This is a genomic window from Lutimaribacter saemankumensis (assembly GCF_900100005.1).
In the GTDB taxonomy this organism is placed as follows: Bacteria; Pseudomonadota; Alphaproteobacteria; order Rhodobacterales; family Rhodobacteraceae; genus Lutimaribacter; species Lutimaribacter saemankumensis.
This window is the reverse complement of record NZ_FNEB01000002.1, coordinates 358,211-382,854: the sequence shown is the minus strand read 5'-3', so window position 1 is coordinate 382,854 and position 24,644 is coordinate 358,211. Positions and strand designations below refer to the sequence as shown.

Sequence of the window (24,644 nt, the reverse complement as noted above, 5' to 3'; positions counted from 1 at the left end):
CGCCAAGGGGCGCTGCGTCCATCGTTGAAACTCACGATGACTGGGAAATGCTGTCCAGATGGCACTGTGCCAGTCGCTTTGCCGTCTGCGCAAAACTGGGGTCATGCGCGTGTTGTGCCGCCACGATTGCCCCATCGATCAATACGGCGATGCTTCGCGCGGATTCATTAGGGTCAGCGATATCCATTTCGATCAGTTGGGCCTTCAACCAGGTCAGCAGGTGTTCCTTGTGCAGATCGGCTGCGGCGCGCGCGGCGTGATCCCCGGTTTCGAATTCCGCGACCGCATTGATGAACGGGCAGCCGTAAAAACCGGGATCGGCAAACCAATCTTCAAGAACGTCGAAAACCGCAAGAATACGGATGCGCGCCGGTCCATCGACCAGAGACAGCCGCCCGAAGAACCATTTTCTCCAGGCTTCGCCTTCGGCTTTCAGGACGGCGGCGATCAGGTCGTCCTTTGAAGGGAAATGCTTGTACATCGTTGCCTTGGCCGTTCCTGCCCGTGCAACGATCGCATCGACGCCCGTCGCCGCGAAGCCCCTGTTGCAGAACAAATGTGCGGCCGCAGCCACCAGTCGCCCGCGGGCCGAATCGTCAGGTGATACCGCGATGCTCCATTCCTGGTCCGGTTCCGAAGGGGGGACGATCGTGGCGGGCTTGTTCATGCCATTCTCCGGTTTGTCTTGGCTGCGCCTGAACGAAACGGTGTTCCGGTAGTGGCGGGCAAGTTGGAACAAGCGTCACGCAATTGCAAGAAAAATAGACAGATCGGTTCGCCGAAAAACAAGGTTCCAGCGACTCGGCGATTTTGCGAACAGGTCGTAGACTGGACAGTTTTCCGCGCAACGCTTGTTCCTAATCCAGTTTTTTCGCCTCAAAAATAGACTTTTTTGAATCCACCCCGCTTTACCATGCCCGTCTGTTTGACGAATTTGCGCGGCATCCCCCCATGATCAGGAGACAGAACGGTATGTTCGCGGCTGCCAAGGATTTTCAGATGATGCTCGAAAAGGCCATGTTCTCCGGCGCGGAAAAACTTCAGGGCCTCGCGCGCCCCAGGCGCAAGCACCGCACCGCGGTCGCCGGGGCACATATCGCCGTCATGGGGCTGAGCCACACCTACCGCCGCAGCGATGGTCCGGTTCTCGAAGACATCTCATTCCAAGTCGAACCCGGCGAGGTCGTGGCGCTTCTCGGGCGGTCCGGGTGCGGGAAATCCACTTTGCTGCACATGCTCTCGGGCCTCACCCTGCCCAGCCAGGGAGAGGTCGTTATCAATGGAAACACGGTGCGCGGCCCCAGCAACCGCTGGGTGATGATGTTCCAGGCGCCGTCGCTGTTTCCCTGGATGACGGTTGCGCAGAACGCCGCGCTCGGCTTGCGGTTCGCGCGCCGCAACGAAGAAATCGCGCGGCGCGTCCCCGAAGTTCTGGACCTGGTCGATCTTGCCGCCTTCGCCGACCGCAATGCCCAGGATCTTTCCGGCGGCCAGCAGCAACGCGTGGCTCTTGCCAGGTCACTTGCGACCCGGCCCGAGATGCTGCTGCTGGATGAACCCTTTTCGGCGCTCGACGCGTTCACGCGCCGGGCTTTGCAGCGCGATGTCCGCAAGATCGCCCATAACCTTGGGCTGACGCTGGTGATCGTTACCCACGATGTGTCCGAGGCGGTGCGCATGGCCGACCGGGTTCTGGTGCTCGACGCGAACCCCGGCCGTATCGCCCAAGACACGGTTATCGATCTGGACGACGACGAACGCGAAGGCGGCTGCGACCGTTTCAATGCCGAGCACGTGCGGTTGATGGAAATCTACACGGCAGTCGCCCATGGCGCAGCCGACGAAACCGACGACACCCCCGAAAAAGCCTGACAGCGAGGATGCCATGACAGATTGCAAGAAGACCCATTCACACCACGATCTTCATGCCGCGTGCTGCGGCCATGACGGGATCGACAAGGGGCGGCGCATGACGCTGGACATGCTGGCAGGCGGTGGTCTGGCCGCGCTGATGGGCTCGCTCACGGGTGGATTCCCGATGCCGGCCATGGCCCAGGAGGACGATGTCGTGCGCATCGGTTATCTGCCGATCACCGATGCGACGCCCTTGCTGGTCGCCCATGCCAAGGGGTTTTACGCCGATGAAGGGCTCGAAGCCGAGCGCCCGACCCTGATCCGTGGCTGGTCGCCCCTGATCGAGTCGTTCGTCGCGGGCAAGTTCAATCTCGTGCATTTCCTTAAGCCGATCCCTGTCTGGATGCGCTACAACAACGATTTCCCGGTCAAGGTGATGTCCTGGGCGCATACCAACGGTTCGGCGCTCGTCGTGGGGCGTCATACCGACATCGCTGATTTCGCGGGGCTTGGCGGTAAACAGGTTGCCGTGCCGTTTTGGTACTCGATGCACAACATCGTGCTGCAATACGCGTTGCGTGCAAACGGCATCAAGGCTGTGATCAAGCCGCAGGGTGAACCGCTGGCCGCGGACGAGTGCAACCTGCAGGTTCTGCCGCCGCCCGAAATGCCCCCGGCGCTGGCCGCGAAAAAGATCGATGCCTACATCGTCGCCGAGCCGTTCAACGCACTGGGTGAGTTGAAGGCGGGTGCGCGCATGCTGCGGTTTACCGGTGACATCTGGAAGAACCATCCCTGCTGCGTGGTGTGCATGAATGAGCAGGTGACCACGGCCAAGCCCGAATGGACGCAAAAGGTGATGAACGCCGTCGTGCGCGCCAGTGTCTATGCCAGCCAGAACAAGGAAGAGGTGGCCGAGCTGCTGTCCAAGGACGGCGAAGGGTATCTGCCAGCCCCCGCCGCGGTCGTGAAACGCGCGATGACCCTGTATTCGGGACATCAGGAATACATCGATACCGGCGCCATCGTGAACGAGGGCGAATACCGCAACGGCCGGATCGACTTCCAGCCTTGGCCATACCCATCGGCAACCAAACTGATCGTAGAGGAGATGAACCGCACGGTGGTTTCCGGCGACACGACCTTTCTCGAAGGATTGGATGCGGATTTCGTGGTGAATGACCTTGTCGACTATACCTATGTGAAGGCCGCCCTGGAAAAGTACCCCGAGTGGAAGAACGATCCGTCGGTCGCCACCGGCGGCGATCCCTTCTCGCGCGAGGAGGTGCTGAAACTATGACCGCCCTAGCCGACACAACGGAAGCGCGCATCGCGCTTCCGCCCATGCGCCGGTTGCGCGGCCCGGCCTTTGGCCTGTTGGGCATTTTTGTTCTGATGGCGCTCTGGTGGCTGGGCGGTTGGGTTGTGGCCAACGATCCCGACCTGTTCGCCTTTGCCGATTTTGCTCCGGCTCCGACGCTGTCCGCCTTGTGGGACATCGTGACTTCGGGCGAGGTGTTCGACATGTCGGGCCCGTCGCTGTTCCGCGTGGGGGCCGGTCTTGGCATTGCGGCACTTCTCGGGGTGCCGGCGGGGATTGCCATCGGCCGTGTCGGCTGGCTGCGCGAACTGACGAACGTGCCGTTCCAGTTTCTGCGCATGATCTCGCCCCTGTCATGGATGCCAATCGCCGTCATGGTTTATGACACCTGGGATGCCGCGATCGTCTTCCTGATCGGCGTCGCCGCGATCTGGCCCATCCTGTTTTCGACTGCCGCAGGAGTACGGCGCATCGATCCGGCCTGGCTCAAGGTTGCCCGCAACCTCGGTGCCAATCCGGTTCACATGCTGTTCGTCGTAATCCTGCCGGCGATTGCCGTCGACATCCTGACGGGTCTGCGCCTGGCCCTGGGTGTGGCGTGGGTCGTGCTTGTGCCTGCCGAGTACCTCGGGGTCACCAGCGGGCTGGGCTACGCGATCAACGATGCGCGCGACACGCTCGATTATGCGCGGCTCGCCGCCGTGGTGGTCGTGATCGGGGTGATCGGCTTCACGCTCGACTACCTGTTCATGCTCGCCATCAGAAAATTCAACTGGGTGCGTGAAACCGCGCACTGACTTTCGAACACCAGACAACCAGAGGAGAAACTGACATGTCTGAACCCGCAACCGTCCTGACCGGCTGCCTGACCCCCGAAGGTCTGGCGCCTATCGATAAAACCGGCCTCGAAGGTCTGATCGCCAAGGGCAAGGAAAACCCCCAGGCCATCAAGACGCTCAAGTGCAAGACCGTGGCCGAAGGAAAGTTCCGCCACGCCAACTATATCCGCGACCTCGAACCCTATATCGTGGACGAACCGCCCGCGCTCTTGGGTGACGACACTGCCCCGAACCCGTCCGAGGCATCTCTGGCGGCTCTGGGTTCCTGCGTGGCCGTGGGCCTGCATGCCAATGCGGTGGCGCGCGGCTGGACCGTTCAGAAGCTTGAACTGGAGCTTGAGGGCGATCTGAACATCACCGCTGTCTGGGGCACCGGCGACACCAGCGAAAAGCCTGTGGGCTTCACCGATGTGCGCATCAAGGTCGACATGGAAGCCGAAGGCATCTCCAAGGAAGAGGTGGATGGTCTGATCCAGCACGTCGTTCAGTGGTCGCCGGTATTCAACACATTCTCGCGTCCCGTGAACATGGTCGCCGAAACGGTCTGATCCTGAAAAGGCCTGCCCCCGCATCGCGCTGCGCGACGCAGGCGGGGGCGGGCAACTCCGAAACGTCCTGTCTGTCAGTTGCAAGGAACCCCCGAGATGAATATCGCGACTCCCCTGAACACTGTCGATTTCGACGCGGTCGAAAAAATCGCCGCAAAGGATCTGACATCCGTTGTTCGCAAAATCGACGATGAGAAGTTTTACCCCGAACCCGTGATGCGCGCGATGGGGGGTGCCGGTGCCTATGGCACGCATCTTGCCGGGTTGGATGCGCCTTGCGACCTTGGTCCTGCGATCCTTGCCATGGCGAAGGCGTCGGAAACCTGCCTGTCCACCGGGTTTTGCATGTGGTGCCAGGATGCGCTGGGCTGGTACATCGCCTCGTCGGAAAACACCTGGCTGAAAGAGAACATCCTGCCAAAGGTCGCGACCGGGGAAATCCTTGGTGGCACTGGCATGTCGAACCCGATGAAGTCGATCGCCGAGATCGAAAAGCTGAAGCTAAAGGCGACGCGCGTGGATGGCGGCTATGTGGTGAAAGGTGTTCTGCCCTGGGTGTCGAACCTGTCCGAGAACGGTTGGTTCGGTGTGATGTTCGACGCGGGCGACAAGACCGTGATGGCCATCGCCCATGCGGACGAGGACAAGGGAGTCAAGCTGCGCCTCGACCATGATTTCGTCGCGATGGGCGGCACGGCGACCTGCCAGGTGATGTTCCGCGACGCGTTCATTCCCGACGAACAGGTGATCGGTGATCCTGCGCCGGACTTCATCAGGCGCATCCGGGGTGGTTTTGTCCTGCTGCAATGCGGGATGGCCGCCGGCATGATCAAAAGCTCGATTGATCTCATCCGCAAGATGGAAGGGCCCCTGGGTCATGTGAACCAGTTCCTAGAAAAGGGCGCGGATGATCTTGAGGCGGAATATGACGCGCTGGTTGCAGACGTGCTTGAGATGTCCAAGACGCCCTACGACCTTTCCGACGCGTTCTGGAAGCGCGTTCTGACGGCACGGTTGAAGGGCGGTGAACTTTCGGTTGAGGCGGCGCATTTCGCGATGCTGCATTGCGGGGCGCGTGGCTATGTTTCCGGCGGCGAAGCGCAGCGCCGCCTGCGCGAAGCTTACTTCGTGGCAATCGTTACGCCCGCCACCAAGCATCTGCGCAAGATGCTTGCAGCGCTCGAAGCCTGAGCCGCGAATGTGAACGGATGCGTTTTCCCGGTGGCCCGTCCCTTGGGGGCCGAGCCACCGGAGCTTTGCCCGGAATACCCTTCATGCCTTTGACGACATGGGCGCGTCCTGCGCGAAATCGGTCGGCAATCGCCTGGCCGACGCCGGGCAACGCGCCCATGAGCCAATTTCGGTGTCTTCGAATACCGCGCCGTTGTCAGATCAGGTGTTCATGTGGCTGCAGGGCTTCGGTCAGCCCTGGCCCTGCAGCATGGTTTCGATCAGTTTTTGAACACGCAGGGCTTCGGCTGGCGTGGCAAGGCGGTTGGGTTTGCCGGCGATGCAACGCTCCAGGTCTCCAAGTTGCGCCTGCAAAGCTCCTGATCTGGGATCTTCCGGTCCGTCGTCGATCCGCTCGAACGGCCCGCCATCCGATGACCAGCGCGCATAGAAATCCGTGATGCGCCGGCTTTGGCGCGCGCCCTTGATCGTCAATTCCTGACGGTCGGGCTGTGCGCCGCCCACGCTGGCAAGAACACTGACAGGCAGGCCATCCGCGGTTTCCAGCCGTGCCAAAAGATGCGTTTCACACAATGCGGGATCGGCGGGATAGCTCGGGCGCGACCAGGTGACGGACAATGGCCCAAGAACACGCTCCGAGAAGAAAAGGAAATGCGAGATCACCTCGCGGGTCATGCCGCCTTCGTCGCGAAACCGCAGCCAATCGGCCGCTTTCTGCCACTCCCGTGGCCAGGCCGAATAGGTGACGACGATATCGACGCCGCACAACTCGCCCAGTTCGCCGCCCGTCGCAGACTCGACCGTTCTGGTCAGCGCGACGCTCGCGCCTTGGGTGAAATTCACGGCAGCCGGGACGCCGTATTCGGCCAGCTTGGAAACGAGCTCTTCGCTTTCACCGATATTCACGCCAAGCGGCTTTTCAAGGAAAACCGCTTTGCCCGCCGCCGCTGCCGCCAAAGCATAAGCCTTTCGCGGGACCGGGGGGCAGGCGAGATATACAAGATCGGCCATCGCAATCGCGTCTTCGGCCGAGGGCGTCACCGTTGCCCCAGGCGCAAGATTCGCCGCTTCGGCGCAGGCTGCGTCATCGGGATCCCAAAGCGCGACAAGCTGGTATCCTCCATGCTGCTGCATCTGTTCCAGCATCCGCCGGCCCATGATGCCAAGCCCGATGATTGCCGTCTTGATCGCCATCCGAATTTCCCCCGTTTTTGCTCAGATCACGGGCAGCCCCCTGGTGCGGGCCCACCCTGTCGTTATGGCTGATGATGTGCCCGATGGCTGGCCGGGCCGCAAGCGATGCGGCTTAAGGGTTGCACAATCGGATAAAGATCAACCCAGAAACGCGTCGATCCGCTCAAGCGTTGCGACGTTCACCGCCACGCCGTCCGCGCGTGCCGCCAGCCGTTTGGATTTGCGGCCGTCGCCGGGCAGATGCGCGCCGTCCTGCGCCCGGATTGCCTGCACAAGCGCCGAAAGCCGGTCGGCAAAGGCACCACCGGACGTCGCGCCGGGGTCGATCGCGATAAAGAACTGCCCCGTCTTGGGCGGACCTCCGGCCGTGCCGGAGAAAGGCGAGGCATCTATGCCGAGGGTCGCCCCCGTCATGGCCGCGGCCAGCAATTCGGTCATCAGCGCGATGCCAACTCCCTTGTAGCCGCCCGACGGCGCCATCGACCCTTTGAGCCCCGCCTCGGCGTCGGTTGTCGGGTTGCCATCGACATCCAGCGCCCATCCTTCGGGGATCGGCTTGTTTTCGCGCGCGTGCTTCATCACTTCGGACTTGGCGATCGTACTGGCGGATTGGTCGATCAGAACCGCCGGTTCGCCGTCGTCATTCGGGGCAGCAATCGAGAACGGGTTTGTCCCGACCACCGGCTTCTTGCCGCCGGATGGCGCGATCGAGGCGGGCGCGTTGGTGAAACCGATCCCCAGCAGCCCTTCCTGCGCCAAACGGTAGGTGTGATAGCCGAGCACGCCGCAATTGTAGCTGTTCGTTATCGCCAGCGCGGCGATGCCGTTTTCGCGGGCCGTGGGAACCAACCGTTCAAACCCGGCGTCGATGGCCGGGTGCGCAAACCCCGTCGCCGCATCCACGCAAACAACGCCGGGGCGCGGCTGGGTGACGACCGGCGCGGCACGTCCATCGACCTTGCCACATTGCACGTGCTCACAATAGATCGGGGTATACGCAAGACCGTGGCTCGCCACGCCGTCCGCTTCGGTCGCGGCGGTCGCGATTGCCAGGGGCCGCGCATTTTCGGCTGTTGTTCCCGCCGCCACCAGGGCGCGCATGGCAAGCTGTTCGATTTCCTCAAGTGTCAGTATCCTGGTCTGCATCTTTTGAACCTCAGTCATTGTCCGTCAATCCGGCGCCCGCACCCATGCGCCGGCTTTCCTCGGTGGCCGGGGCGTAGGTGCGCCGGGCCCAGTCTTCCAGGTAATTCCTCACGTCGCCCGTTGGTGCTGCCCGGCCAACCCGGGGGCACAGCGAACCAAGCTCGCCGCCGGGCATCACGGCGATATCCGCGAAATCAGGGATGTCGCCGGAAAGGGACAAATCCGTCCCGTCGGTGACCGCTGTCACAGGACCGATAGCCACGGATACGTTGCCACCGCCCCGGCGCGCGATGGCGGCGGCGAATGGCAGGACCAGGGCAGGGCATGTCACATCGGGGATGCGGTGCGGCTGCTGCAAGACCGTCATGGCCCGGTCGGCCAGCTTGATTCCTGCGTCCAGTCCGCTTGGCCCCGCGCGGTCCCCCCGCAGAAGCGCGGCAAGCGCTGCTGCGCCGTCCACCCCATGTGCGCAAAGCCATCTTGTCGCCATCCCGGCCTCTTCCGCGACGCCCCAGGGCAGGCCCGCCCCGCGCGCGGCCTTTCTTGCCAGGGCTTCGACCTCGTTCAGCGACAGGATCACGCGGCGACCTCGGGGTAGTTCCAGAAATCCGCGCTTCCGGGTGTCAATTCATCGGGGTAGGGCGCGCCGGCATACATGCAGATCCTGACCCAGCGGTCCGACCTGGGGTCGAAATGTGTGGCCCCAAAGAACGACAGCTTGGCGCGCAGCATGTCTATGGGCATGACGTCTGCACCAATCGTGTTGTCGCGGATTTCGGCATAGGGTGCGAAACCGGCGATTTGTGCGCGCCGGATCACATGGCGGAATTCTGGACGCGCCTCCAGGAACTCGGCAATTGGTGTGTCTGCGCCGAACCGGGCCAGTTCACGATAGGCCGCTGCCGCATCGCGGGCAGGTGCAAGCGGTTGTTCATAGGGTTCGAGCGGCTCGTCGAACCGCGCCCCCAGACGTGGCTCCAGTTTTTCCTCGGAGACATACCAAAGGCGTGCGCAATTCTCGGGCGCATCCCAATCCAGATCGAGCGCCCATTCGAAACTGCCTTTCAACAGCGCCCTGACCTGCCCGACCGGCATCGCACCGTCGATTGTGGTGGGGCCCAGCGGGTCTGCCATGCAGCCGCCCAGATCGTCCACCAGCCGCGCATAGGGTTCGAGCATCAGGGATAGCAGCCATTCCTGCGCGTCCTCGGCGATGTGTTTTTCCGCCCACGACGCAAGCCTGTCCCAAGGATAAGTGCCGGTGAACTCATGGGTCGCGAAATACCCGCGCAGCCGCGCGATATCGGCGCGAAGAGCGGTCAGTTTCTCGATTTGCCAGGGATGTTCGGACCGCCAGTCATCGACCGAGGCGTTGGCACGGCGAAAGATCTCGTGAAACTGCGAAATCTCGTTGCTTGTCGCATGCTCGACGGCACGCACGCGGGCAATCGCCTCTTCCCTTGCCATGATCCAGTTGTTGAACAGAACCGGGTGGTTGATGATGAACGGGGCCATCCCCAGGCCTGTGGAATTCCCGATGCCCAGCCGGCGCGCGATATGCGGGTCAAGCCGGGCCGCACCGGCCCCGCCGCGCGCATGGGCGATGTGTTCCACAAGGTCGCGCACGAACCAGCGCGTCAGGTAGACCGACAGCATTTCCGCCTGAAAGGGCGCCTGCATCTCAGGGCGGTCGGCGATCATCTCTCGATCCGCCGCGCCGAACTTGCCCGATCCATAAACGGCCGTGGTCCGCATCAGGTATCCCACCTGCGCGATTTCGGACGCATCCGGTTGCCGACCATCAGCCAAAGCATCGACAACATGCTCCCAAAGCCGCACCGACCGGTTCGCCCGTGACAGGGACAATTCTGTTTCGCTGATCCGTCCTGCCTCCTGGCGGGGGACGTTCTTGGCCAGACGGGTAATATCCGCCTTTGTCGGAACTCCGTCGAACAGCGCGAAAGTCGCGTCCCAGGCATCGGCGATTACCCTGTCCGACCGCTTTTCATCTGGCAGGTCATGCGCGAAGGCGACAAGGGAATAACTGCGCTCCGGGCCGGTCGCGGTATAGACAGCGTGGCCCTTGCCGGTGGCGTCGATATCGAACTCCGTCCGGGCGAACTGCCAGTTTTCGGCGGCCATTCTCCGGGTTAGCTGCCTCATGAAGCTCAGCCGGCAGGCGTGCAGCGAACCGAGGCGTGACAGGCGCATCACCTGTTCGGGGGGGCGCCGCGCAATCGTCATGCCCGACCCTGTGGCCCGAAATTCGCCTCGAAGAAGCGATACCAGTTTCCACCCATGATTGCCCCAACCTCGTCGGCGCTCATTCCCGTGGCACGCAATCCTTGTTCGATGTTTCCGAAATCGCGATTGTCCCGGAACCAAGCGGGTTGCGGTGGAAATCCGGGGTTCGCGGCCGAGCCCTCGCCATAGTCGATTTCCTTGCTCCAGCGGCCGACACGCATCCACTCGACAACGCTGTCGGGCTGGTCCTGGCACAGGTCCGACCCGATCCCCAGATGTGCTACCCCGTAACGATCGGCCATCCGCGCGATCATCTCGCAAAAACTTTGAAGGCTGCAGTCGCTCTTGTCCTTCAGGTGATGCGGATAAAGAGAAAACCCCAGCATCCCGCCATTCTGCGTGACCGCTCTGATCACATCGTCGCGCTTGTTGCGCAGCGCGGGATGCCAGTCATACGGGTTGGCATGTGTGATCGCGATCGGACGGTCCGAGATATCGGCAGCTTCGATCGTCGAACGATCGGCGGAATGGCTCATGTCGACAACCAGGCCGACCCGGTTCATTTCCTCGATGACCTGCCGCCCCATGCGGGTGATGCCCGGATCCTCCGACTCGTAACAGCCAGTCGCCAGAAGGGACTGGTTGTTGTAACTCAGTTGCATGAACCTTGCGCCCAGCGTGTGCAGGATTTCGACCAGTCCGATATCGTCCTCGATCGGGCTGGGGTTCTGGAAGCCAAAGAAAATCGCGGTGCGGCCCGTTTCCCGGGCGCGGTCGATATCGCTGGCCCATTGCCCCTTCATGATAAGGTCCGGGAACAATTCGAACCACCTGTTCCAGCGTTCGAAATTGAGAACGGTTTCGCGAAATGTCTCATGATAGGCGATCGTAACGTGAACCGCATCGAGGCCGCCTTCGCGCATCTGCCGGAAAACCTTTTCCGACCAGTTGGCATATTGCAGCCCGTCGATCCGCATTTGCACTGATTACCCCCGCTTCGCCTTTCTCGCCCATGGTGGCCGTCCGGCAGCGCGGCAGTCAAACGTAAACTTCCGTAGTGGGGGATTTGTTCGACAGGCCAGGGGAAATCGTGGGGTAGCGAATGTTTCGGAAAATTGCGGGGGATGAATTTTTTATTCTCACGTCAAAATAAATAGTCGTGGCCGATACCGCTACCCCGCACCGAATGTACGATTATGGCCATTTTGTGTCGACGAAAGATATGGAAACAAAGCGTTCCGCAAACGTGACCAGCCCAATCTGGTGCCGGGCACGTTCGCGAATTCGGGTCAGCCGGTCTTGGCCGGTGTCATGTCCGTGCGCCGGTCCGCATAGGTTTCGCGCGTTTTCCGCGACAGAATGCGCGACCAGCCGTCGTTGGTTTCTTCTGGCATCGTTTCGCGCAGCAACGTTTCGTAGCTCAGTTTCTCGAGCCGTTGTTTCTCAGGCATCGTGGCGCTGCGCAGGAAGGCGCGCTGCGAAACATTCCCGGAGTTGCGTCCCGAAGGGTTCTGTTCAAGATTCGCGACGGCATGGGTCAGGGCGGCCACCGCGTCGACACGGGACATCATGCCCAGGGCCACGGGCTGACCGACAATCAGGCTTGGCGCGTCTTCCGGTGCGTCCTGCCCGAGCATCTTGTCGAACGCAGCGTTTATGCGTTGCTGACATGTGACGAGCGGTTTCATGAACCAGATCGGCCGTGTCACCATGAAGATGCCCGAGCCGCGGTAAGACAGCGCCCCACCTGGACGAAGGCACGTCGCTTCGATTGCCTTGGCAGTCATGGCGACGATCCTGTCGAACTCTTCGGCAGGCATCTTCTTGAACAATTCTTCTGCGCCGCGCAGTTCGACGGCGAAAACCGCGCTCCGGGACAGCTTTCTGGACGCAAGCTGGATCACGTAGTTGTCGAACTCGAATTTACCGAATGCGTTGGCGATGTCGGGCAGGGCAACAGGTTCGTCAAAGCTGCGCGCGATCGGCCGGACATTGGCCATCTCTTCGCTTGCGGCGAAATCGGGTGCGGGCTGCCGGGTCGGATCCATCGCAACTTTCCGCGCACTCTGGATCAGCTTGCGAAGCTCGACGAAGTTGAACGGCTTGGTCGCATAATCCGTCGCACCGGCTGCGAAGGCCCTGTCCAGATACGCTTTCTGGTGCATTGCCGTCAGGATGACGACCGGGGCCTGCTTGTGCCGCGGGTCGGAACGAATGAACCGTGTCAGTTCGATTCCGTCGATATCCGGCATTTGAATGTCGACGACAAAACAATCGAACGCCGGCTCGGCGCTACGGATCAGATCCATCGCCTCGCGCGAACCCAATGCGGTAGCCACGGTGTGGAAACCGGTTTTCGACAGGATGTCGCTCAGCAGGTTCACGATGCTTTCGTTATCGTCGACAACGAGTATTTTCATGTCTTCAGCGCCCTTTGCGTTCAGGTCGTTCGTCACTCGCCAATGGCACTGGTAAAAAACGGTGGCGCACATGCGCACCAGAACTGGGTCTTGGTAACCTGCTTGGAAAATGCGCCGAGAATGGGGCAGCGGAATGACGTTGAACGCCCCGTGATGAGGGCGAGGCGATTCGGTCACGCAACCGGAAATTGGGCTGTCCGAAGCCTCATCATGGGGCGAAAAATCCGCCGTTCAGAGGCCCGCATTTGAATCATACGATGTATGGTTGTATTGCCCCGGTTCCGGGGTCACGCCACTTTCGCAAAACGGGAAAGTGCTGTTGCGACCCGCATCACGGCGGCCTGGCTGACTTCGCCCTCGATCGTGACTTTCGGCCCTACCGGGGTGCCATCCAATCCCAGTCTTTTTGTCCAGCGCGACCACGCTTCCGGGACAAAGCCAAGCACATGCTGTGCCCCAAGGTTCGCCGCGCTGCGGAGCATGTGTTCGAACAGCGCCAACTGCAGGGCGTGGCGCCGTTTCGAACCGGCGCTGTCTACGATGAACAGCCGCGTTCCTTCCCAGACCGTGGGGCTTACCGGCGCTTCGGCAAACAGCACATCCCTCGGAATTTTATCCAATAATCCGCGCTGAGCGTCCCGCAGCATGTACGAATAAATACCGCAGCACGACGTCGTAGGCATCAGGCGCAGCCCTCCAAGAACCTCGCCATATTCATGCATGATGACCCAACGGCATTGCGGGGTGTCGTACTGGTCGAATTCCATTCCGTCGGTACACGGCAAATCCCAACCGAGCCCGTCGATGAAGCACGCCTTTCGGGCCCTCAGAAAGCTGGGAACAAGGTCGCCATGCTCGTGCATGTCGGCAAACCCTGTCGTAACAAATCGTACATGTTTAAGTTGAGTGATCGACGAAAGATCGGGGGCCGACGCGCGTGCAGGTTCGCGCACCGCACTGCCGTGCGGATGGGCCGGGGGAAGCTTGGGAAATATCTCGGATGCTCGCTTTGGAGGGTCCGAAAATCCACCTGCGTGTTTCATAACCTGCACTCATTTTTTTCTTTGTTATTAGGGAAATATTTGGGGCGCGTCCACAAAATTGACACGATTTTGCCCAATCTCGCACACGGTTTGCCAGCCCGTTGCACAAAAGCAAGAGAATCGGTCTGGTTGAATGCTTCAAACCGCCACCATCGTGACGTGGTTTTTCCCAACTCTGTCGCTATTCAGTGTCCAGCAACGACGGATACAAGCATGACAGGTATCGAAAAGGCAGAGTCCGCGACCGTCCGACACCCGGATAGCCAGGCGGTCAGGCAACTGCGCGACTACGTGAACACCAGTCTCAGCCTGATATGGCAGAGGCAGGCGATTTTCGCAGGCGCACTTGTCCTGACTCTTGCCTACTTCGATGCGCGTTGGGCCATGTGGTGCTTCGTTACGCTTCAGGCTTCCGAGCTTTGGGATTTCCTGAACTGCCGGCGGGTCGAACGCTGGGATGGCCGCGGCATGCCGCAGTACCGGAGATTCCTGGCTGGTGTGTTGGCGAATACGGTTGTCAGCGCCCTGAGCATCAGTCTCTGGGTCGCGCTGGTTGCGCTGCAGCAGGGTATTGGCGGGCATTTCATGCCGCTGTTCTTCCTGTTCGCGGCATCCCTGTTCGCGGCGATGAACAACCACCAGATCCTTCCGGCCCTGCAGCTTCGCCTTGCGATCTATGCCGTGACTTTCCTTTTCATCGCCTTGCTCGACATCATCAAGCTGTTGCCACCGCTAAGCTCGTTTGTCTGGCTGGAATTCTTCACAGTCGTCTTCGTGATGTTCTTCATTCTCGACTCGTCGCGCATCTTTCTGCGGCTCTACCGCAGCAACCTGCACCAGATGGATGTCCTGAGGCAGGAACACGAACGCACGCGCGCGGCGTTTCGCGCCAAGTCGCAATTCGTCGCGACCGTCAGCCATGAATTGCGCACGCCGCTGACCTCGATCAGTGTCGCGGTCGATATGGTCAACTCGGGTGAGTTCGGCGAGCTGCCTCAGGAATCGCGCGATATTCTCCAGATCGCCGCCAAGAACTGCGCGCGCCTGAACTCATTGGTGAACGATCTTCTGGACCTGCAAAAGATCGAAGCAAACGAGATGGCGTTCCATTTCGACTCGCTTGAAGTGAACGATTTCATCCGGGAAGCCGTCGAAATGCACCAGGAAAACGGTGCGGAGACGGGCAACCGCGTCGAATTCGTCCGTCACCCGGAAGACATGTGGATCAAGGGCGATCCGATGCGGCTCATGCAGGTGATGTCGAACCTTCTGTCGAACGCGATCAAGTTCTCGCACCCCGGAATGCCCGTTCACGTGAATGTCCAAAGGCTCGAAGATCTCGTGCGCATAACGGTCAAGGATCGCGGCATCGGTATCCCCGAAGGATCGCGCAAGGTCGTGTTCGGGCGCTTTTCCCAGGTCGACGGGTCAGACCGGCGCCAGATCGACGGAACCGGCCTTGGCATGAGCATCGCGGAATCCATCGTTGAACACCATGACGGCATTATCGACTATGTCAGCGAATTGGGCGTCGGGACCGAGTTCTTCGTGGAATTGCCCCTTCTAAAGGTCGCGGGCCGGGCCCAGGCTGCCGAATAGCCGCCGGCCCGGGCGCTGATGCGTTGCGCGGGAACGCGACAATTTTGTCAATTGTATACGAATGTATGCTGTGGACCTCGGCCACGGATTGCACTATGGCGTGGGCAGCCAAGGAAAGGATTGTCCGATGTCCGATCAGAACACACCCGATATCATCTACACCAAGGTCGACGAAGCGCCCGAGCTTGCCTCGGCTTCACTTCTGCCGATCATCCAGAAATTCGCAGCCGCCGCCGGCGTCAGCATTGGCACCAAGGATATCAGCCTTGCAGGCCGCATCATCGCTGCGTTCCCCGATCACCTGACCGACGCACAGCGCCAGTCCGACGATCTGGCCGAACTGGGCGAGCTGGTGAAAACCCCGCAGGCCAACGTGATCAAGCTGCCCAACATCTCGGCCTCGGTGCCGCAGCTTCTGGCCGCGATCAAGGAACTGCAGGGCCAGGGCTATGCACTGCCAGACTACCCTGAAAATCCCGCAACCGACGCCGAAAAAGACGTGCGCGCGCGCTATGACGCGATCAAGGGATCGGCCGTGAACCCCGTCCTGCGCGAAGGTAACTCCGATCGCCGCGCAGCCGCCGCCGTCAAGAAATACGCCCAGAACAACCCGCACCGCATGGGCGACTGGTCCGCCGACAGCAAGACCCGCGTTTCGGCAATGTCGAGCGGCGATTTCTTCTCGAACGAAAAGTCGGCAACGCTCGACAAGGCCACAACGGCCAGGATCGTTCTGGAAACCGCAGATGGGGAAACCGTTCTGAAAAACGGCGTTTCCTTCCCCGCCGGCACCGTCGTCGATGCCACCTACATGAGCGCGGCAGCGCTTGACGCCTTCCTTGCCGAAGAGATCGAAAAGACCAAGGCCGAAGGCACGCTGTTCTCGCTGCACATGAAGGCCACGATGATGAAGGTCTCGGACCCGATCATCTTCGGCCACGCCGTCAAGGCTTGGTTGCAGCCGGTTTTCGACAAGCACGGGCAAAAGATGAAGGAACTTGGCGTGAACCCGAATTCCGGCATGGGCGACCTGCTGGAACGCGTCAAGGGCGAGCCCGAGATCATGGCCGACATCGAAGCCTGCCGTGCGCAGCGCCCGCCGATGTACATGGTCGACAGCGATCGCGGCATCACCAACCTGCATGTGCCGTCCGACGTCATCATCGACGCCTCTATGCCTGCGCTGATCCGCGCCGGCGGCAAGGGCTGGGGCCCCGATGGCAAGGAACATGACGCCAATTGCGTCATTCCAGACAACTCCTACGCCCCGGTCTATGACGAGGCGATCGAGTTCTTCAAGGAACACGGCAAGCTGAACCCGGCAACCGCCGGCACCGTTCAGAACCTCGGGCTGATGGCGCAAAAGGCCGAGGAATACGGCAGCCACCCGACAACCTTCGAAATCCCCACCGATGGCGTGGTCAAGATGATCCTCGACGACGGCACCGTTTTGCATGAACACAAGGTGCAGGCCGGCGACATCTGGCGTTCGGCCAGCGCGCGCAAGGCCCCGATCGAAGACTGGGTGAACCTGGCGATCGAGCGGCAAAAGGCGACTGGCTATCGTGCGATCTTCTGGTTGGATGCCGACCGCGCCCACGACGCGCGACTGATCGAATACGTCAAGCCGATCCTCGAAGCCAAGGGTGTGGCCGACAAGTTCGAAATCATGTCGCCGCGCGATGCGACCCGCGCCAGCCTCGAAACCATCACCAAGGGCGAGAACACGATTGCCATCACCGGCAACGTGCTGCGCGACTACCTGACCGATCTGTTCCCGATCCTGGAACTCGCGACATCGGCCAAGATGCTTTCGATCGTCAAGCTGATGAATGGCGGCGGCCTGTTCGAAACCGGTGCCGGTGGATCGGCGCCGAAGCATGTGCAGCAGCTTCAGTCGGAAAACCACCTGCGCTGGGACAGCCTGGGTGAATTCTGCGCGCTGGGCGAAAGCTTCAAGTTCCTGGCCGATGCGCGCGACAACGCCAAGGCCCGCGTTCTGGGCGAGGCGGTCGAAACCGCGACGCAGGGCATTCTCGACAACAACCGCAGCCCCAGCCGCAAGGTAGGCGAGCCGGACAACCGCGACAGCCACTACTGGTTTGCCCGCTACTGGGCCGAGGCGCTGGCCGCGCAATCGGAAGATGCCGACCTTGCCGCGCATTTCGCGCCCATCGCCAAGGCGCTGGCAGAGGGCGAGGCCGACATCGTGGCGGAACTGGCCGCCGCACAGGGCGCGCCCGCGGATCTCGGCGGCTACTATCATACCGATCCGGCCAAGACCGCCGCGGTGATGCGCCCGTCCAAAACGCTGAACGCGATCATCGGCTGATCTGCCGACACCCTGAAATGCAAAACGCCGCCTGAATTTCAGGCGGCGTTTTTTGTTGTCCGGTATTGCGGATCAGGGCGCGGCAACGCCCTCGCGCTTGCGGTCTGAATGGGCCAGATAGATCGGCAAGGCACATAGCAGCAAACCGATCCCCGCCGTTTCCGCAAAGTTCAGGCCAAAGACATGTGTCTCGGGCATCGCGAAAAACAGCCCGCCGACAAACAGCAGCACACGCAGCGCGAAACCGGGCAGGCCTTTGCGCATCGGACCGACAAGGCTGATATGGCCCTGCAACGCCATCGAGATCATACCGACCCCGAACAGCGCTGAAATCAGCGCGATCACGACCTCACCCGCGGGCGCTTGTCCCACCAGGGCCGGGTTCAGCACGAAAAAGAACGGGGCGATATAGATCACGCCGCCCAACCGCATCGCCTCGAGCCCGGTCTTGATCGCGTTCTCGCCCGCCATGGTCGCGGCGGCAAAGGCGCCCAACGCGACGGGTGGGGTGATGTAGCTGACCATGCCCCAGTAAAGGATGAACAGATGCACCGCCAACTGGTTCAGCCCGCCCTGTTCCAGTGCCGGGGCCAGAACCACGGCAAGGAAGATGTAACAGGCAGTTACCGTCATCCCCATGCCGAAGATGAACGCCGTCAGCGCGCCCATCAGCAGCAGGACAAAGACGTTGTCGCCCGCGATGAACACCAGCTCGTTCACCAGCGTGCCCGCCAGGCCCGTGGCGCTGAACGAGCCCACGATCAGGCCGACACCCAGCAGGATCGCCGTCAGTTCCGCCAGGCCCTGGCCGACGCCCACGATCATGTCGCCCAGCTTTTTCAGCGACAGCCGGTGGTTCGGCAGGATCTGGTTCACCACCAGCAGCAGCGCCGTGGCATAGAACGGCGCCGAGGTTTCACGCCGCATGACCAGCAGCATGAAGATCAGAACCGCGAAAACGCCGACATAAAGCCACCCCTCGCGGACGGTCTGGCCAAGGCTTGGCAATTCGCTCCGGGCCAGGCCGCGCAGGCCGCGCCGCGCGGAATACGCGTCGATCTGCGCGAACAGCGCGAAATAGAACAGCAGCGACGGGATCGCCGCCGCCAGCGCGATGTCGACATAGGGCCGCGACAGGAACGACGCCATCACAAAGGCCGTGGCCCCCATGATCGGCGGCATCAGAACACCCCCGGTCGAGGCGCAGGCCTCGGTCGCGGCGGCGGTCTTGGCGGAAAAGCCCGTGCGCTTCATCGCGGGGATCGACACGGCACCCGTTGTCAGAACGTTGGAAATCACGCTGCCCGACATCGAACCCATGAAGCCGCTGGCAAAGATCGAAACCTTGGCCGCGCCGCCGCGATAGCCCCCGACCAGCGACAGCGCCAAGTCGTTGAAGAACTTGCCGCCCCCGGTGCGCTGCAGCACCGCACCGAACAGGATAAAGCCGATCACCACGCCGCCGAACGCCTTCATCGGAATCCCGAACGAACTTTCGGCGGAATAGACGTGATAGGAAATCGCTTCGCTCAGCGTGCTTTGAAAGCCCGAAAACGGATCGGGCACATGCCCCGCGAATGTCGGGTAAAAGGCGAACAGCACAACGATCAGGAACAACACCTTGCCGCCGGCGCGCCGCGTGGCCTCCAGCACCAGCGCAAAGAAAACATAGGCCACGTATTGCGCGTTCTCCGGCGCGGCGTATTCCCAACCCTGTGCAAGGTTCTTTTCGGCATTTGCCGACAAATAGGCCGTCGTCGCCAGCGCCAGCGCGGCAAGCAGCCAGTCCAGCCAGATCGGTTTGCCAATCTTGCTTCCGTTGATGCGGAAAACGAGGAACGAGATCGCCAGGAAAAGCCCGCCCAGGATGTAGAGATACCGCCCCTGGATAAAGACGATGCCGCCGATCTGCAGATTGAACAGCTGGTTTACGACCAGGACGACGCCCGCAAGCGTGCCGATGATCACCGCGACGCGGCCGGCCATTCCGATGCCTGTATCGTCCGGTGCGTCGGATTCCCGTTCCAATGCGGCTTGTTTGCCACTCATGCCTGCCTCCCCAATGGGCGTGAGCCTTTGATAGAAAACGGCCCCGCGACGGATCACGGGGCCGCAAACGGTTCAGCCGTCGTTAAAAGACAACCGAGAAACCGCCGGCTTTCAGCGCTTCACGGCGCTTTTCGGCCCAGGCTTCGTCCCAGTTTTCTGGGGCAGCCGCCTTCAGATCTTCCCATGCGGACTGCAGGGCGGCCTGACGGGCAATCAGGTTGTCGTTATGCGCCTGTGCTTCGTCATTCCAAAGCCCGGCTTCCTTGAAATAGCGGATCGCGCCTTCGTGGTAGGGCACAACCCAGGTCATGTCCTGCTTGTCGAGGGCCCAGCCGCCGATGCCCGGCGCCTTGCCGTCATACGCGCCGAACAGTTCGACCATCGCCTTGGTCATGTTGTAGGCCAGATCGGCATCTGTCTGTGCGGTGCCCACCAGAACCGGATAGGCATAGCCTGCGCCCTGGTAGCCATCGGTGCCGTCGATATTCGCGCCGACCCGCGCCTTGTTCGGGCTGAAGAACGGGGCGATCGATTGCATCCGCTCAAGACCTTCGGTGTTGTTCGGATCGATGGGCGGCCAGAACAGGCCGCGCGGGCCGGTCGCCGCCTCATAGGCAAAGCCCGAGTTGGTCGAGGCGAACGCCGCGTCCACCTGGCCTTCCATCAGGCCCTTCCAGGATGCGCCAAAGCCGCCGAAATCGACGCGTTCGACATCGTCCCATGTGAGCCCGCCATAGGCCAGGTAAGCCTCGGTGTTCACGTTCAGCGCGGGTGCGCCGACGACCCAGGCAACGCGCTTGCCCTTGAGGTCGGAAAACTCCTTGATGCCAAGGTCGCCCGCGACACCAACGGCCAGGTTGATCGCACCGCCATTGTTGGCCATCAGCACGCGGATGGGCTGCGGCCCCCAGTTTTCGCTACCGAACTGGAACGCACCTTCCTGCGCCATGAAGCTGCCGCCGACACCCGTGGCCGAAAACTCGACACGGCCCTGGCGCAGCGGTTCGGTCCGGCTGACGTCGTTCTTGCCGGGCAGAACACGCAGGTTCACGCCAAGGGCGTCCTGCAGTGCCGCGCCGATGGCAACCGCCTGGTTATACCCGGCCGAGCCGGTGTCGTAGGCAGTCCAGGACATCTGCTTTGGCAGTTCTGCCGTGGTGGATTGTGCCAGTGCCGCACCTGCGACAAATGTGGCTGTGCCGGCTGCCGCCAGCAGTTTGACAAGACTGTTCATGAGTCTCCTCCCCTCTTCTGTTGGTCCTCCCGGGACGTGGGTATGCCCCGCTCCTCATTGACCCGCACTTCCATTTGCGGAATTTGTTTTCGCTATGCGATAGTCGGCCACACGGCGCAAAAGTCAAGGGAGGCAATTATGGATCAGGCAACGACACGCGCAGCGGACCAATTGGCAAGGGTTCTGGCGGCTATGGGGGCCGACCGGATGTTCTGCGTTCCGGGCGAATCATACCTGTCATTTCTAGATGCGCTGCACGATCAGACGGCGATCGACACGGTGGTTTGCCGCCACGAAGGCGGCGCAGGCATGATGGCCGTGGCCGATGCCAAGCTCACCGGGCGGCCCGGTCTGGTCGCCGTCAGCCGTGGCCCGGGCGCCACGAACGCCTCGATCGCGCTTCATCTTGCGCAGCAGGATGCGGTGCCGCTGGTTTGCCTGATCGGTCAGGTCGCCCGGTTCGAACGCGGTCGCGGCGCATTTCAGGAAGTCGATTACACACAGATGTTCGGCGAGATCGCCAAGGGTGTCTGGGAGGTCACGGAAGGTTCGAAACTCGCTGAAACCGTGGCCCGCGCCTGGGCACTTTCGATGTCCGGCACACCGGGCCCCGTGGTGATATCGCTGCCCGAGGACATGTTGTCCGACCCGGTGGACAGCGCCCTGCCGGCCCCGGTCCACGTGCCCCGCGCAGGCGTTGCGCCAGACGATCTGCAAAAAGCTGCCGAAATGCTGGCCAGTGCCGAGCGGCCGCTCATCATCGCGGGCAGCGGTCTGGACAGCGACGGCGGGCGGGCTGCGCTGGCCAAACTGGCAAAGACGCATGGCATTCCCGTCGCGCTGACGTTCAAGCATCAGGAAATATTCGATAATTCTTCGCCGCTTTACGCAGGGCATCTTGGGTTCAAGATCCCTGCACCGATGGTCAAGACGTTGCAAAAGGCCGATCTCATAATGGCCATCGGTACGCGCATGGGCGACACGCCCAGCCAGGGCTACCGCCTGCCCAAAGCCCCCAGGCCCGACCAGCCTTTCATCCACGTCTGGCCCGATCCCAACGTCCTGGGTCAGGTCTTTGAAACCGATCTGCCCCTTGCCTGCGATCCCGCGCAATTCTGCACGGCTTTGACCGGGGTTGCGGCGGACAAGCCCGCCGCGCGCGCCGACTGGGCGGCCGAGGTCAACGCCGTTGCCCGCAAACTGGCCTCGGTCACGCCCACCGAACAGGAGGACGGGCTGGATTTCGGTGCCGTCGTGTCCGAGCTTGCCAAGCAGGCGCCGCGGGACAGCATCGTCGCCACCGACGCGGGCAATTTCTCGGGTTGGGTGCATCTTGCCTGGCCATGGGACGGCTCGCAAAAGGCCATCGGCGCCGCGGGCGGTGCGATGGGGCTTGGCGTTCCTGGCGCCGTCGCCGCCGCGTTGCGCTACCCGGACAAGACCGTTCTCGGGTTTGCTGGGGATGGCGGGGTTCTGATGACCGGCAACGAACTGGCCACGGCGATGGCCAAGGGCGCCGCGCCCAAGATCGTGGTGTCCGACAACCGGACCTATGGCACCATCCGCCTGCACCAGGAGCGCGACCACCCCAACCGGGTTTCGGGCACGGACCTTGTGAACCCCGATTTTGCGGCCTGGGCCGAAGCTTTTGGGTTGAAAGGGTTTTCCATTGCCAAGGGTGACGACATTGCCGGGATCGTCGGGGATTTCCTGTCGCATGACGGGCCGGCATTGCTGACCGTGCGCTCCAGCGCCGAGGCGATTTCGGCCTACATCACCATTTCCGGCCTTCACGCCCGCATGCGCGGGGCCTGATACCGTCCTCTATCTGCCGAATGATTGGGCGAAAGATCGAATTGTGCCGCGAATTTGGGCGATCACCCCCGGTTTCGCGGCCAGTTTGATCGGACAAATAGCTGTCCCCGCGGGGTCATGAAAAGTTTGGTCCGGTTTCCAACTTCGGTGGAGCGGTCCGATGACCCTGCCCATGCGCCCCAGCCCGGCCCGGCCCGTGACGGCCCAGCCTCGTGCCGAGGGCGTCATGCACCTGTCCGTGAAATCCCGCGGCCGGACCAGCGCCATCGACAGATACAGGGCTGCCGGCGCGCTCAAGGCGCTGTTCCCGCGCGGTGCCCGGGGCGTCGAAGCGATCGCGATCAACACCGCAGGCGGCATAACCGGCGGGGACCGGTTTTCGATGTCCGCGCATGCCGGGGCAGGCGCACAGCTGACCCTGACCACGCAAGCCGCCGAACGCGCCTATCGTTCGTCAGACGGGTGGGGACGGGTCGAGACCTCGCTGGATATTGCGCGGGACGCGACACTTTTCTGGCTGCCGCAAGAGTTGATCCTCTACGACGGATGCGCGCTGCGGCGGCAGTTGCGCGCGACCCTGGATGACGGCGCCCGGCTGCTGCTGGTCGAGCCGGTGATTTTCGGCCGCGCCGCGATGGGCGAAGTGCTGCAAACCGCGCGGTTTCACGACGAAATCGCGCTGTTTCGCGCGGGCAGGCCGCTCTATCTCGACCGGGTCCGCTTTGACGGCGATGTCGCGGCACACCTGTCGCGTCTGGCCGTGGCGCAGGCTGGAGGCGCGATGGCCAGCCTTGTCTACGTCGCCCCCGACGCCGAGGCGCATTTGCCCGCGATCCGCGAGGCCCTGCCGGCGACGGGCGGCGCCAGCCTGTTGCAGGCCGATGTTCTTGTCATGCGGATCGTCGCGCCCGACGGGTTTCACCTGCGCCGGCATCTTTTGCCCATCCTCGACCGGCTGAGCAACGACACCCTTCCAAGAAGCTGGAGGCTCTGACCCATGCAACTGACCCCGCGCGAAAAGGACAAACTGCTGATCGCGATGGCCGCCGAAGTCGCCCGCAAGCGCCTGTCCCGCGGTGTGAAACTGAACCACCCCGAAGCGATCGCCCTGATCACCGACGCCGTTGTGGAAGGGGCCCGTGACGGGCGCAGCGTGGCCGACATGATGGAGGCGGGCGCCCATGTGATCACCCGCGATCAATGCATGGAGGGCGTGCCCGAGATGATCCACGAGGTCCAGGTCGAAGCCACCTTTCCCGACGGCACCAAGCTGGTGACCGTTCACAACCCGATCCGCTGAAACCTTGCTTTGCGAAAGGAAAACCCGATGAAATACGTCCTTCCCCTGATCCTGCTCGCCAGCCCCGCCGCGGCCCACCCCGGCGCGCATCTTCACCCCCATGACGGCGGCCTTTGGCTGCTTGGCGTTTCCGCGCTGACAATCGCCCTTGCGGGTTATGTCGCCTTCGGGCGGCGCAAATGATCCCCGGCGAACTGTTCCCCGCCGAGGGCACGCTGACGCTCAACCCCGGTGCCGAGGCGATCACGCTGATGGTGGCCAATACCGGCGACCGGCCGGTGCAGGTCGGCAGCCACTATCATTTCGCCGAAGCGAACCCTGCGCTCGATTTCGACCGCGGCGCGGCACGTGGCCGGCGGCTCGATATCGCGGCGGGCACGGCGGTGCGGTTCGAACCTGGCCAGCGCCGCGAGGTGCAGCTGATTCCGGTTGCGGGCGCGCGGCGCATCTTCGGCTTCAACCAGCAGGTCATGGGCGGTCTGGATTGACCATCGCCGCCCATCCGTAGGGCGGGC

General features: G+C 62.1%; 22 protein-coding genes. 12 read left to right on the top strand and 10 right to left on the bottom strand.

Annotated features, from left to right (window positions below; translation table 11 throughout):
• Positions 1–31 precede the first annotated feature (31 nt).
• Entirely contained in the window at positions 32–667 is a 636-nt protein-coding gene (locus BLT50_RS06550; protein WP_090027810.1) for a TetR/AcrR family transcriptional regulator, read from the bottom strand.
• Positions 668–951: 284 nt separating this feature from the next.
• Between BLT50_RS06550 and BLT50_RS06545 the strand changes: the two genes are divergently transcribed.
• From BLT50_RS06545 to BLT50_RS06525, 5 genes are all read left to right on the top strand, one after another.
• Positions 952–1,872 (top strand): ABC transporter ATP-binding protein, encoded by a 921-nt coding sequence (locus BLT50_RS06545; protein WP_245723310.1) that lies wholly within the window; start codon positions 952–954, stop codon positions 1,870–1,872.
• Between the two features lie 13 nt (positions 1,873–1,885).
• Entirely contained in the window at positions 1,886–3,154 is a 1,269-nt protein-coding gene (locus BLT50_RS06540) for an ABC transporter substrate-binding protein (RefSeq protein WP_090027966.1), read from the top strand.
• A complete protein-coding gene (locus tag BLT50_RS06535) occupies positions 3,151–3,972 on the top strand; it encodes an ABC transporter permease (protein ID WP_090027808.1) in 822 nt (273 codons plus the stop codon). The genes BLT50_RS06540 and BLT50_RS06535 overlap by 4 nt, the downstream gene beginning before the upstream one ends.
• 35 nt (positions 3,973–4,007) lie before the next feature.
• Positions 4,008–4,562 carry an OsmC family protein gene (locus tag BLT50_RS06530; protein WP_090027807.1) on the top strand — a complete coding sequence of 185 codons (555 nt, stop codon included), beginning with the start codon at positions 4,008–4,010 and terminating at the stop codon, positions 4,560–4,562.
• Between the two features lie 96 nt (positions 4,563–4,658).
• Complete coding sequence (locus BLT50_RS06525; protein WP_090027806.1) at positions 4,659–5,753, top strand: acyl-CoA dehydrogenase family protein; 1,095 nt, start codon at positions 4,659–4,661, stop codon at positions 5,751–5,753.
• 231 nt (positions 5,754–5,984) lie between these two features.
• Here BLT50_RS06525 and BLT50_RS06520 read toward each other — a convergent pair whose 3' ends face one another.
• The 7 genes from BLT50_RS06520 to BLT50_RS06490 form a co-directional block, all read right to left on the bottom strand.
• On the bottom strand, positions 5,985–6,947 hold the full coding sequence (locus BLT50_RS06520; RefSeq protein ID WP_090027805.1) for a Gfo/Idh/MocA family protein: 963 nt from the start codon (positions 6,945–6,947) through the stop codon (positions 5,985–5,987).
• Between the two features lie 138 nt (positions 6,948–7,085).
• On the bottom strand, positions 7,086–8,093 hold the full coding sequence (locus BLT50_RS06515; RefSeq protein ID WP_090027965.1) for an Ldh family oxidoreductase: 1,008 nt from the start codon (positions 8,091–8,093) through the stop codon (positions 7,086–7,088).
• A 10-nt stretch (positions 8,094–8,103) separates the two neighbouring features.
• Entirely contained in the window at positions 8,104–8,673 is a 570-nt protein-coding gene (locus BLT50_RS06510; protein ID WP_090027803.1) for a DUF3726 domain-containing protein, read from the bottom strand.
• Positions 8,670–10,337 carry a hypothetical protein gene (locus BLT50_RS06505; protein ID WP_090027802.1) on the bottom strand — a complete coding sequence of 556 codons (1,668 nt, stop codon included), beginning with the start codon at positions 10,335–10,337 and terminating at the stop codon, positions 8,670–8,672. The genes BLT50_RS06510 and BLT50_RS06505 overlap by 4 nt, the downstream gene beginning before the upstream one ends.
• Complete coding sequence (locus tag BLT50_RS06500; protein WP_090027801.1) at positions 10,334–11,314, bottom strand: membrane dipeptidase; 981 nt, start codon at positions 11,312–11,314, stop codon at positions 10,334–10,336. Before BLT50_RS06500 ends, BLT50_RS06505 begins: the two co-directional genes overlap by 4 nt.
• A gap of 312 nt (positions 11,315–11,626) precedes the next feature.
• The gene (locus tag BLT50_RS06495) at positions 11,627–12,757 is read right to left on the bottom strand and encodes a response regulator (protein WP_175491412.1); all 1,131 of its coding nucleotides are present in this window, start codon (positions 12,755–12,757) and stop codon (positions 11,627–11,629) included.
• A gap of 287 nt (positions 12,758–13,044) precedes the next feature.
• Positions 13,045–13,800 carry an acyl-homoserine-lactone synthase gene (locus tag BLT50_RS06490; RefSeq protein ID WP_245723309.1) on the bottom strand — a complete coding sequence of 252 codons (756 nt, stop codon included), beginning with the start codon at positions 13,798–13,800 and terminating at the stop codon, positions 13,045–13,047.
• A 213-nt stretch (positions 13,801–14,013) separates the two neighbouring features.
• Here BLT50_RS06490 and BLT50_RS06485 point away from each other — a divergent pair, with 213 nt between their 5' ends.
• Positions 14,014–15,399 (top strand): sensor histidine kinase, encoded by a 1,386-nt coding sequence (locus BLT50_RS06485; protein WP_175491411.1) that lies wholly within the window; start codon positions 14,014–14,016, stop codon positions 15,397–15,399.
• 127 nt (positions 15,400–15,526) lie between these two features.
• Entirely contained in the window at positions 15,527–17,731 is a 2,205-nt protein-coding gene (locus BLT50_RS06480; RefSeq protein ID WP_090027963.1) for an NADP-dependent isocitrate dehydrogenase, read from the top strand.
• Positions 17,732–17,803: 72 nt separating this feature from the next.
• Here the strand turns inward: BLT50_RS06480 and BLT50_RS06475 are convergent, their stop codons facing one another.
• Both BLT50_RS06475 and BLT50_RS06470 read right to left on the bottom strand, forming a co-directional pair.
• Positions 17,804–19,780, bottom strand: a complete 1,977-nt coding sequence (locus BLT50_RS06475) for a TRAP transporter permease (RefSeq protein ID WP_090027798.1) — start codon at positions 19,778–19,780, stop codon at positions 17,804–17,806.
• An 82-nt stretch (positions 19,781–19,862) separates the two neighbouring features.
• On the bottom strand, positions 19,863–21,014 hold the full coding sequence (locus BLT50_RS06470) for a TAXI family TRAP transporter solute-binding subunit (protein ID WP_090027797.1): 1,152 nt from the start codon (positions 21,012–21,014) through the stop codon (positions 19,863–19,865).
• A gap of 138 nt (positions 21,015–21,152) precedes the next feature.
• On the opposite strand from BLT50_RS06470, the gene BLT50_RS06465 reads away from it, so the two are divergent.
• The 5 genes from BLT50_RS06465 (at position 21,153) to BLT50_RS06450 (ending at position 24,617) form a co-directional block, all read left to right on the top strand.
• Positions 21,153–22,829, top strand: coding sequence for a thiamine pyrophosphate-dependent enzyme (locus BLT50_RS06465; RefSeq protein ID WP_090027795.1), 1,677 nt, complete (start codon positions 21,153–21,155; stop codon positions 22,827–22,829).
• A 160-nt stretch (positions 22,830–22,989) separates the two neighbouring features.
• A complete protein-coding gene (locus BLT50_RS06460; RefSeq protein ID WP_245723308.1) occupies positions 22,990–23,823 on the top strand; it encodes an urease accessory protein UreD in 834 nt (277 codons plus the stop codon).
• 3 nt (positions 23,824–23,826) lie between these two features.
• Complete coding sequence (locus BLT50_RS06455) at positions 23,827–24,129, top strand: urease subunit gamma (protein WP_090027792.1); 303 nt, start codon at positions 23,827–23,829, stop codon at positions 24,127–24,129.
• A gap of 27 nt (positions 24,130–24,156) precedes the next feature.
• Positions 24,157–24,312 carry a hypothetical protein gene (locus BLT50_RS19235; protein ID WP_175491410.1) on the top strand — a complete coding sequence of 52 codons (156 nt, stop codon included), beginning with the start codon at positions 24,157–24,159 and terminating at the stop codon, positions 24,310–24,312.
• A complete protein-coding gene (locus BLT50_RS06450) occupies positions 24,309–24,617 on the top strand; it encodes an urease subunit beta (RefSeq protein ID WP_090027791.1) in 309 nt (102 codons plus the stop codon). The genes BLT50_RS19235 and BLT50_RS06450 overlap by 4 nt, the downstream gene beginning before the upstream one ends.
• Positions 24,618–24,644: the final 27 nt, after the last annotated feature.

Bases quoted from the DNA above. Each gene is read 5' to 3' on its own strand.
- BLT50_RS06550 (WP_090027810.1), bottom strand. From the start codon at position 667: ATGAACAAGCCCGCCACGATCGTCCCCCCTTCGGAACCGGACCAGGAA.
- BLT50_RS06545 (WP_245723310.1), top strand. From the start codon at position 952: ATGATCAGGAGACAGAACGGTATGTTCGCGGCTGCCAAGGATTTTCAG.
- BLT50_RS06540 (WP_090027966.1), top strand. From the start codon at position 1,886: ATGACAGATTGCAAGAAGACCCATTCACACCACGATCTTCATGCCGCG.
- BLT50_RS06535 (WP_090027808.1), top strand. From the start codon at position 3,151: ATGACCGCCCTAGCCGACACAACGGAAGCGCGCATCGCGCTTCCGCCC.
- BLT50_RS06530 (WP_090027807.1), top strand. From the start codon at position 4,008: ATGTCTGAACCCGCAACCGTCCTGACCGGCTGCCTGACCCCCGAAGGT.
- BLT50_RS06525 (WP_090027806.1), top strand. From the start codon at position 4,659: ATGAATATCGCGACTCCCCTGAACACTGTCGATTTCGACGCGGTCGAA.
- BLT50_RS06520 (WP_090027805.1), bottom strand. From the start codon at position 6,947: ATGGCGATCAAGACGGCAATCATCGGGCTTGGCATCATGGGCCGGCGG.
- BLT50_RS06515 (WP_090027965.1), bottom strand. From the start codon at position 8,093: ATGCAGACCAGGATACTGACACTTGAGGAAATCGAACAGCTTGCCATG.
- BLT50_RS06505 (WP_090027802.1), bottom strand. From the start codon at position 10,337: ATGACGATTGCGCGGCGCCCCCCCGAACAGGTGATGCGCCTGTCACGC.
- BLT50_RS06500 (WP_090027801.1), bottom strand. From the start codon at position 11,314: ATGCGGATCGACGGGCTGCAATATGCCAACTGGTCGGAAAAGGTTTTC.
- BLT50_RS06495 (WP_175491412.1), bottom strand. From the start codon at position 12,757: ATGAAAATACTCGTTGTCGACGATAACGAAAGCATCGTGAACCTGCTG.
- BLT50_RS06490 (WP_245723309.1), bottom strand. From the start codon at position 13,800: ATGAAACACGCAGGTGGATTTTCGGACCCTCCAAAGCGAGCATCCGAG.
- BLT50_RS06485 (WP_175491411.1), top strand. From the start codon at position 14,014: ATGACAGGTATCGAAAAGGCAGAGTCCGCGACCGTCCGACACCCGGAT.
- BLT50_RS06480 (WP_090027963.1), top strand. From the start codon at position 15,527: ATGTCCGATCAGAACACACCCGATATCATCTACACCAAGGTCGACGAA.
- BLT50_RS06475 (WP_090027798.1), bottom strand. From the start codon at position 19,780: ATGAGTGGCAAACAAGCCGCATTGGAACGGGAATCCGACGCACCGGAC.
- BLT50_RS06470 (WP_090027797.1), bottom strand. From the start codon at position 21,014: ATGAACAGTCTTGTCAAACTGCTGGCGGCAGCCGGCACAGCCACATTT.
- BLT50_RS06465 (WP_090027795.1), top strand. From the start codon at position 21,153: ATGGATCAGGCAACGACACGCGCAGCGGACCAATTGGCAAGGGTTCTG.
- BLT50_RS06460 (WP_245723308.1), top strand. From the start codon at position 22,990: ATGACCCTGCCCATGCGCCCCAGCCCGGCCCGGCCCGTGACGGCCCAG.
- BLT50_RS06455 (WP_090027792.1), top strand. From the start codon at position 23,827: ATGCAACTGACCCCGCGCGAAAAGGACAAACTGCTGATCGCGATGGCC.
- BLT50_RS19235 (WP_175491410.1), top strand. From the start codon at position 24,157: ATGAAATACGTCCTTCCCCTGATCCTGCTCGCCAGCCCCGCCGCGGCC.
- BLT50_RS06450 (WP_090027791.1), top strand. From the start codon at position 24,309: ATGATCCCCGGCGAACTGTTCCCCGCCGAGGGCACGCTGACGCTCAAC.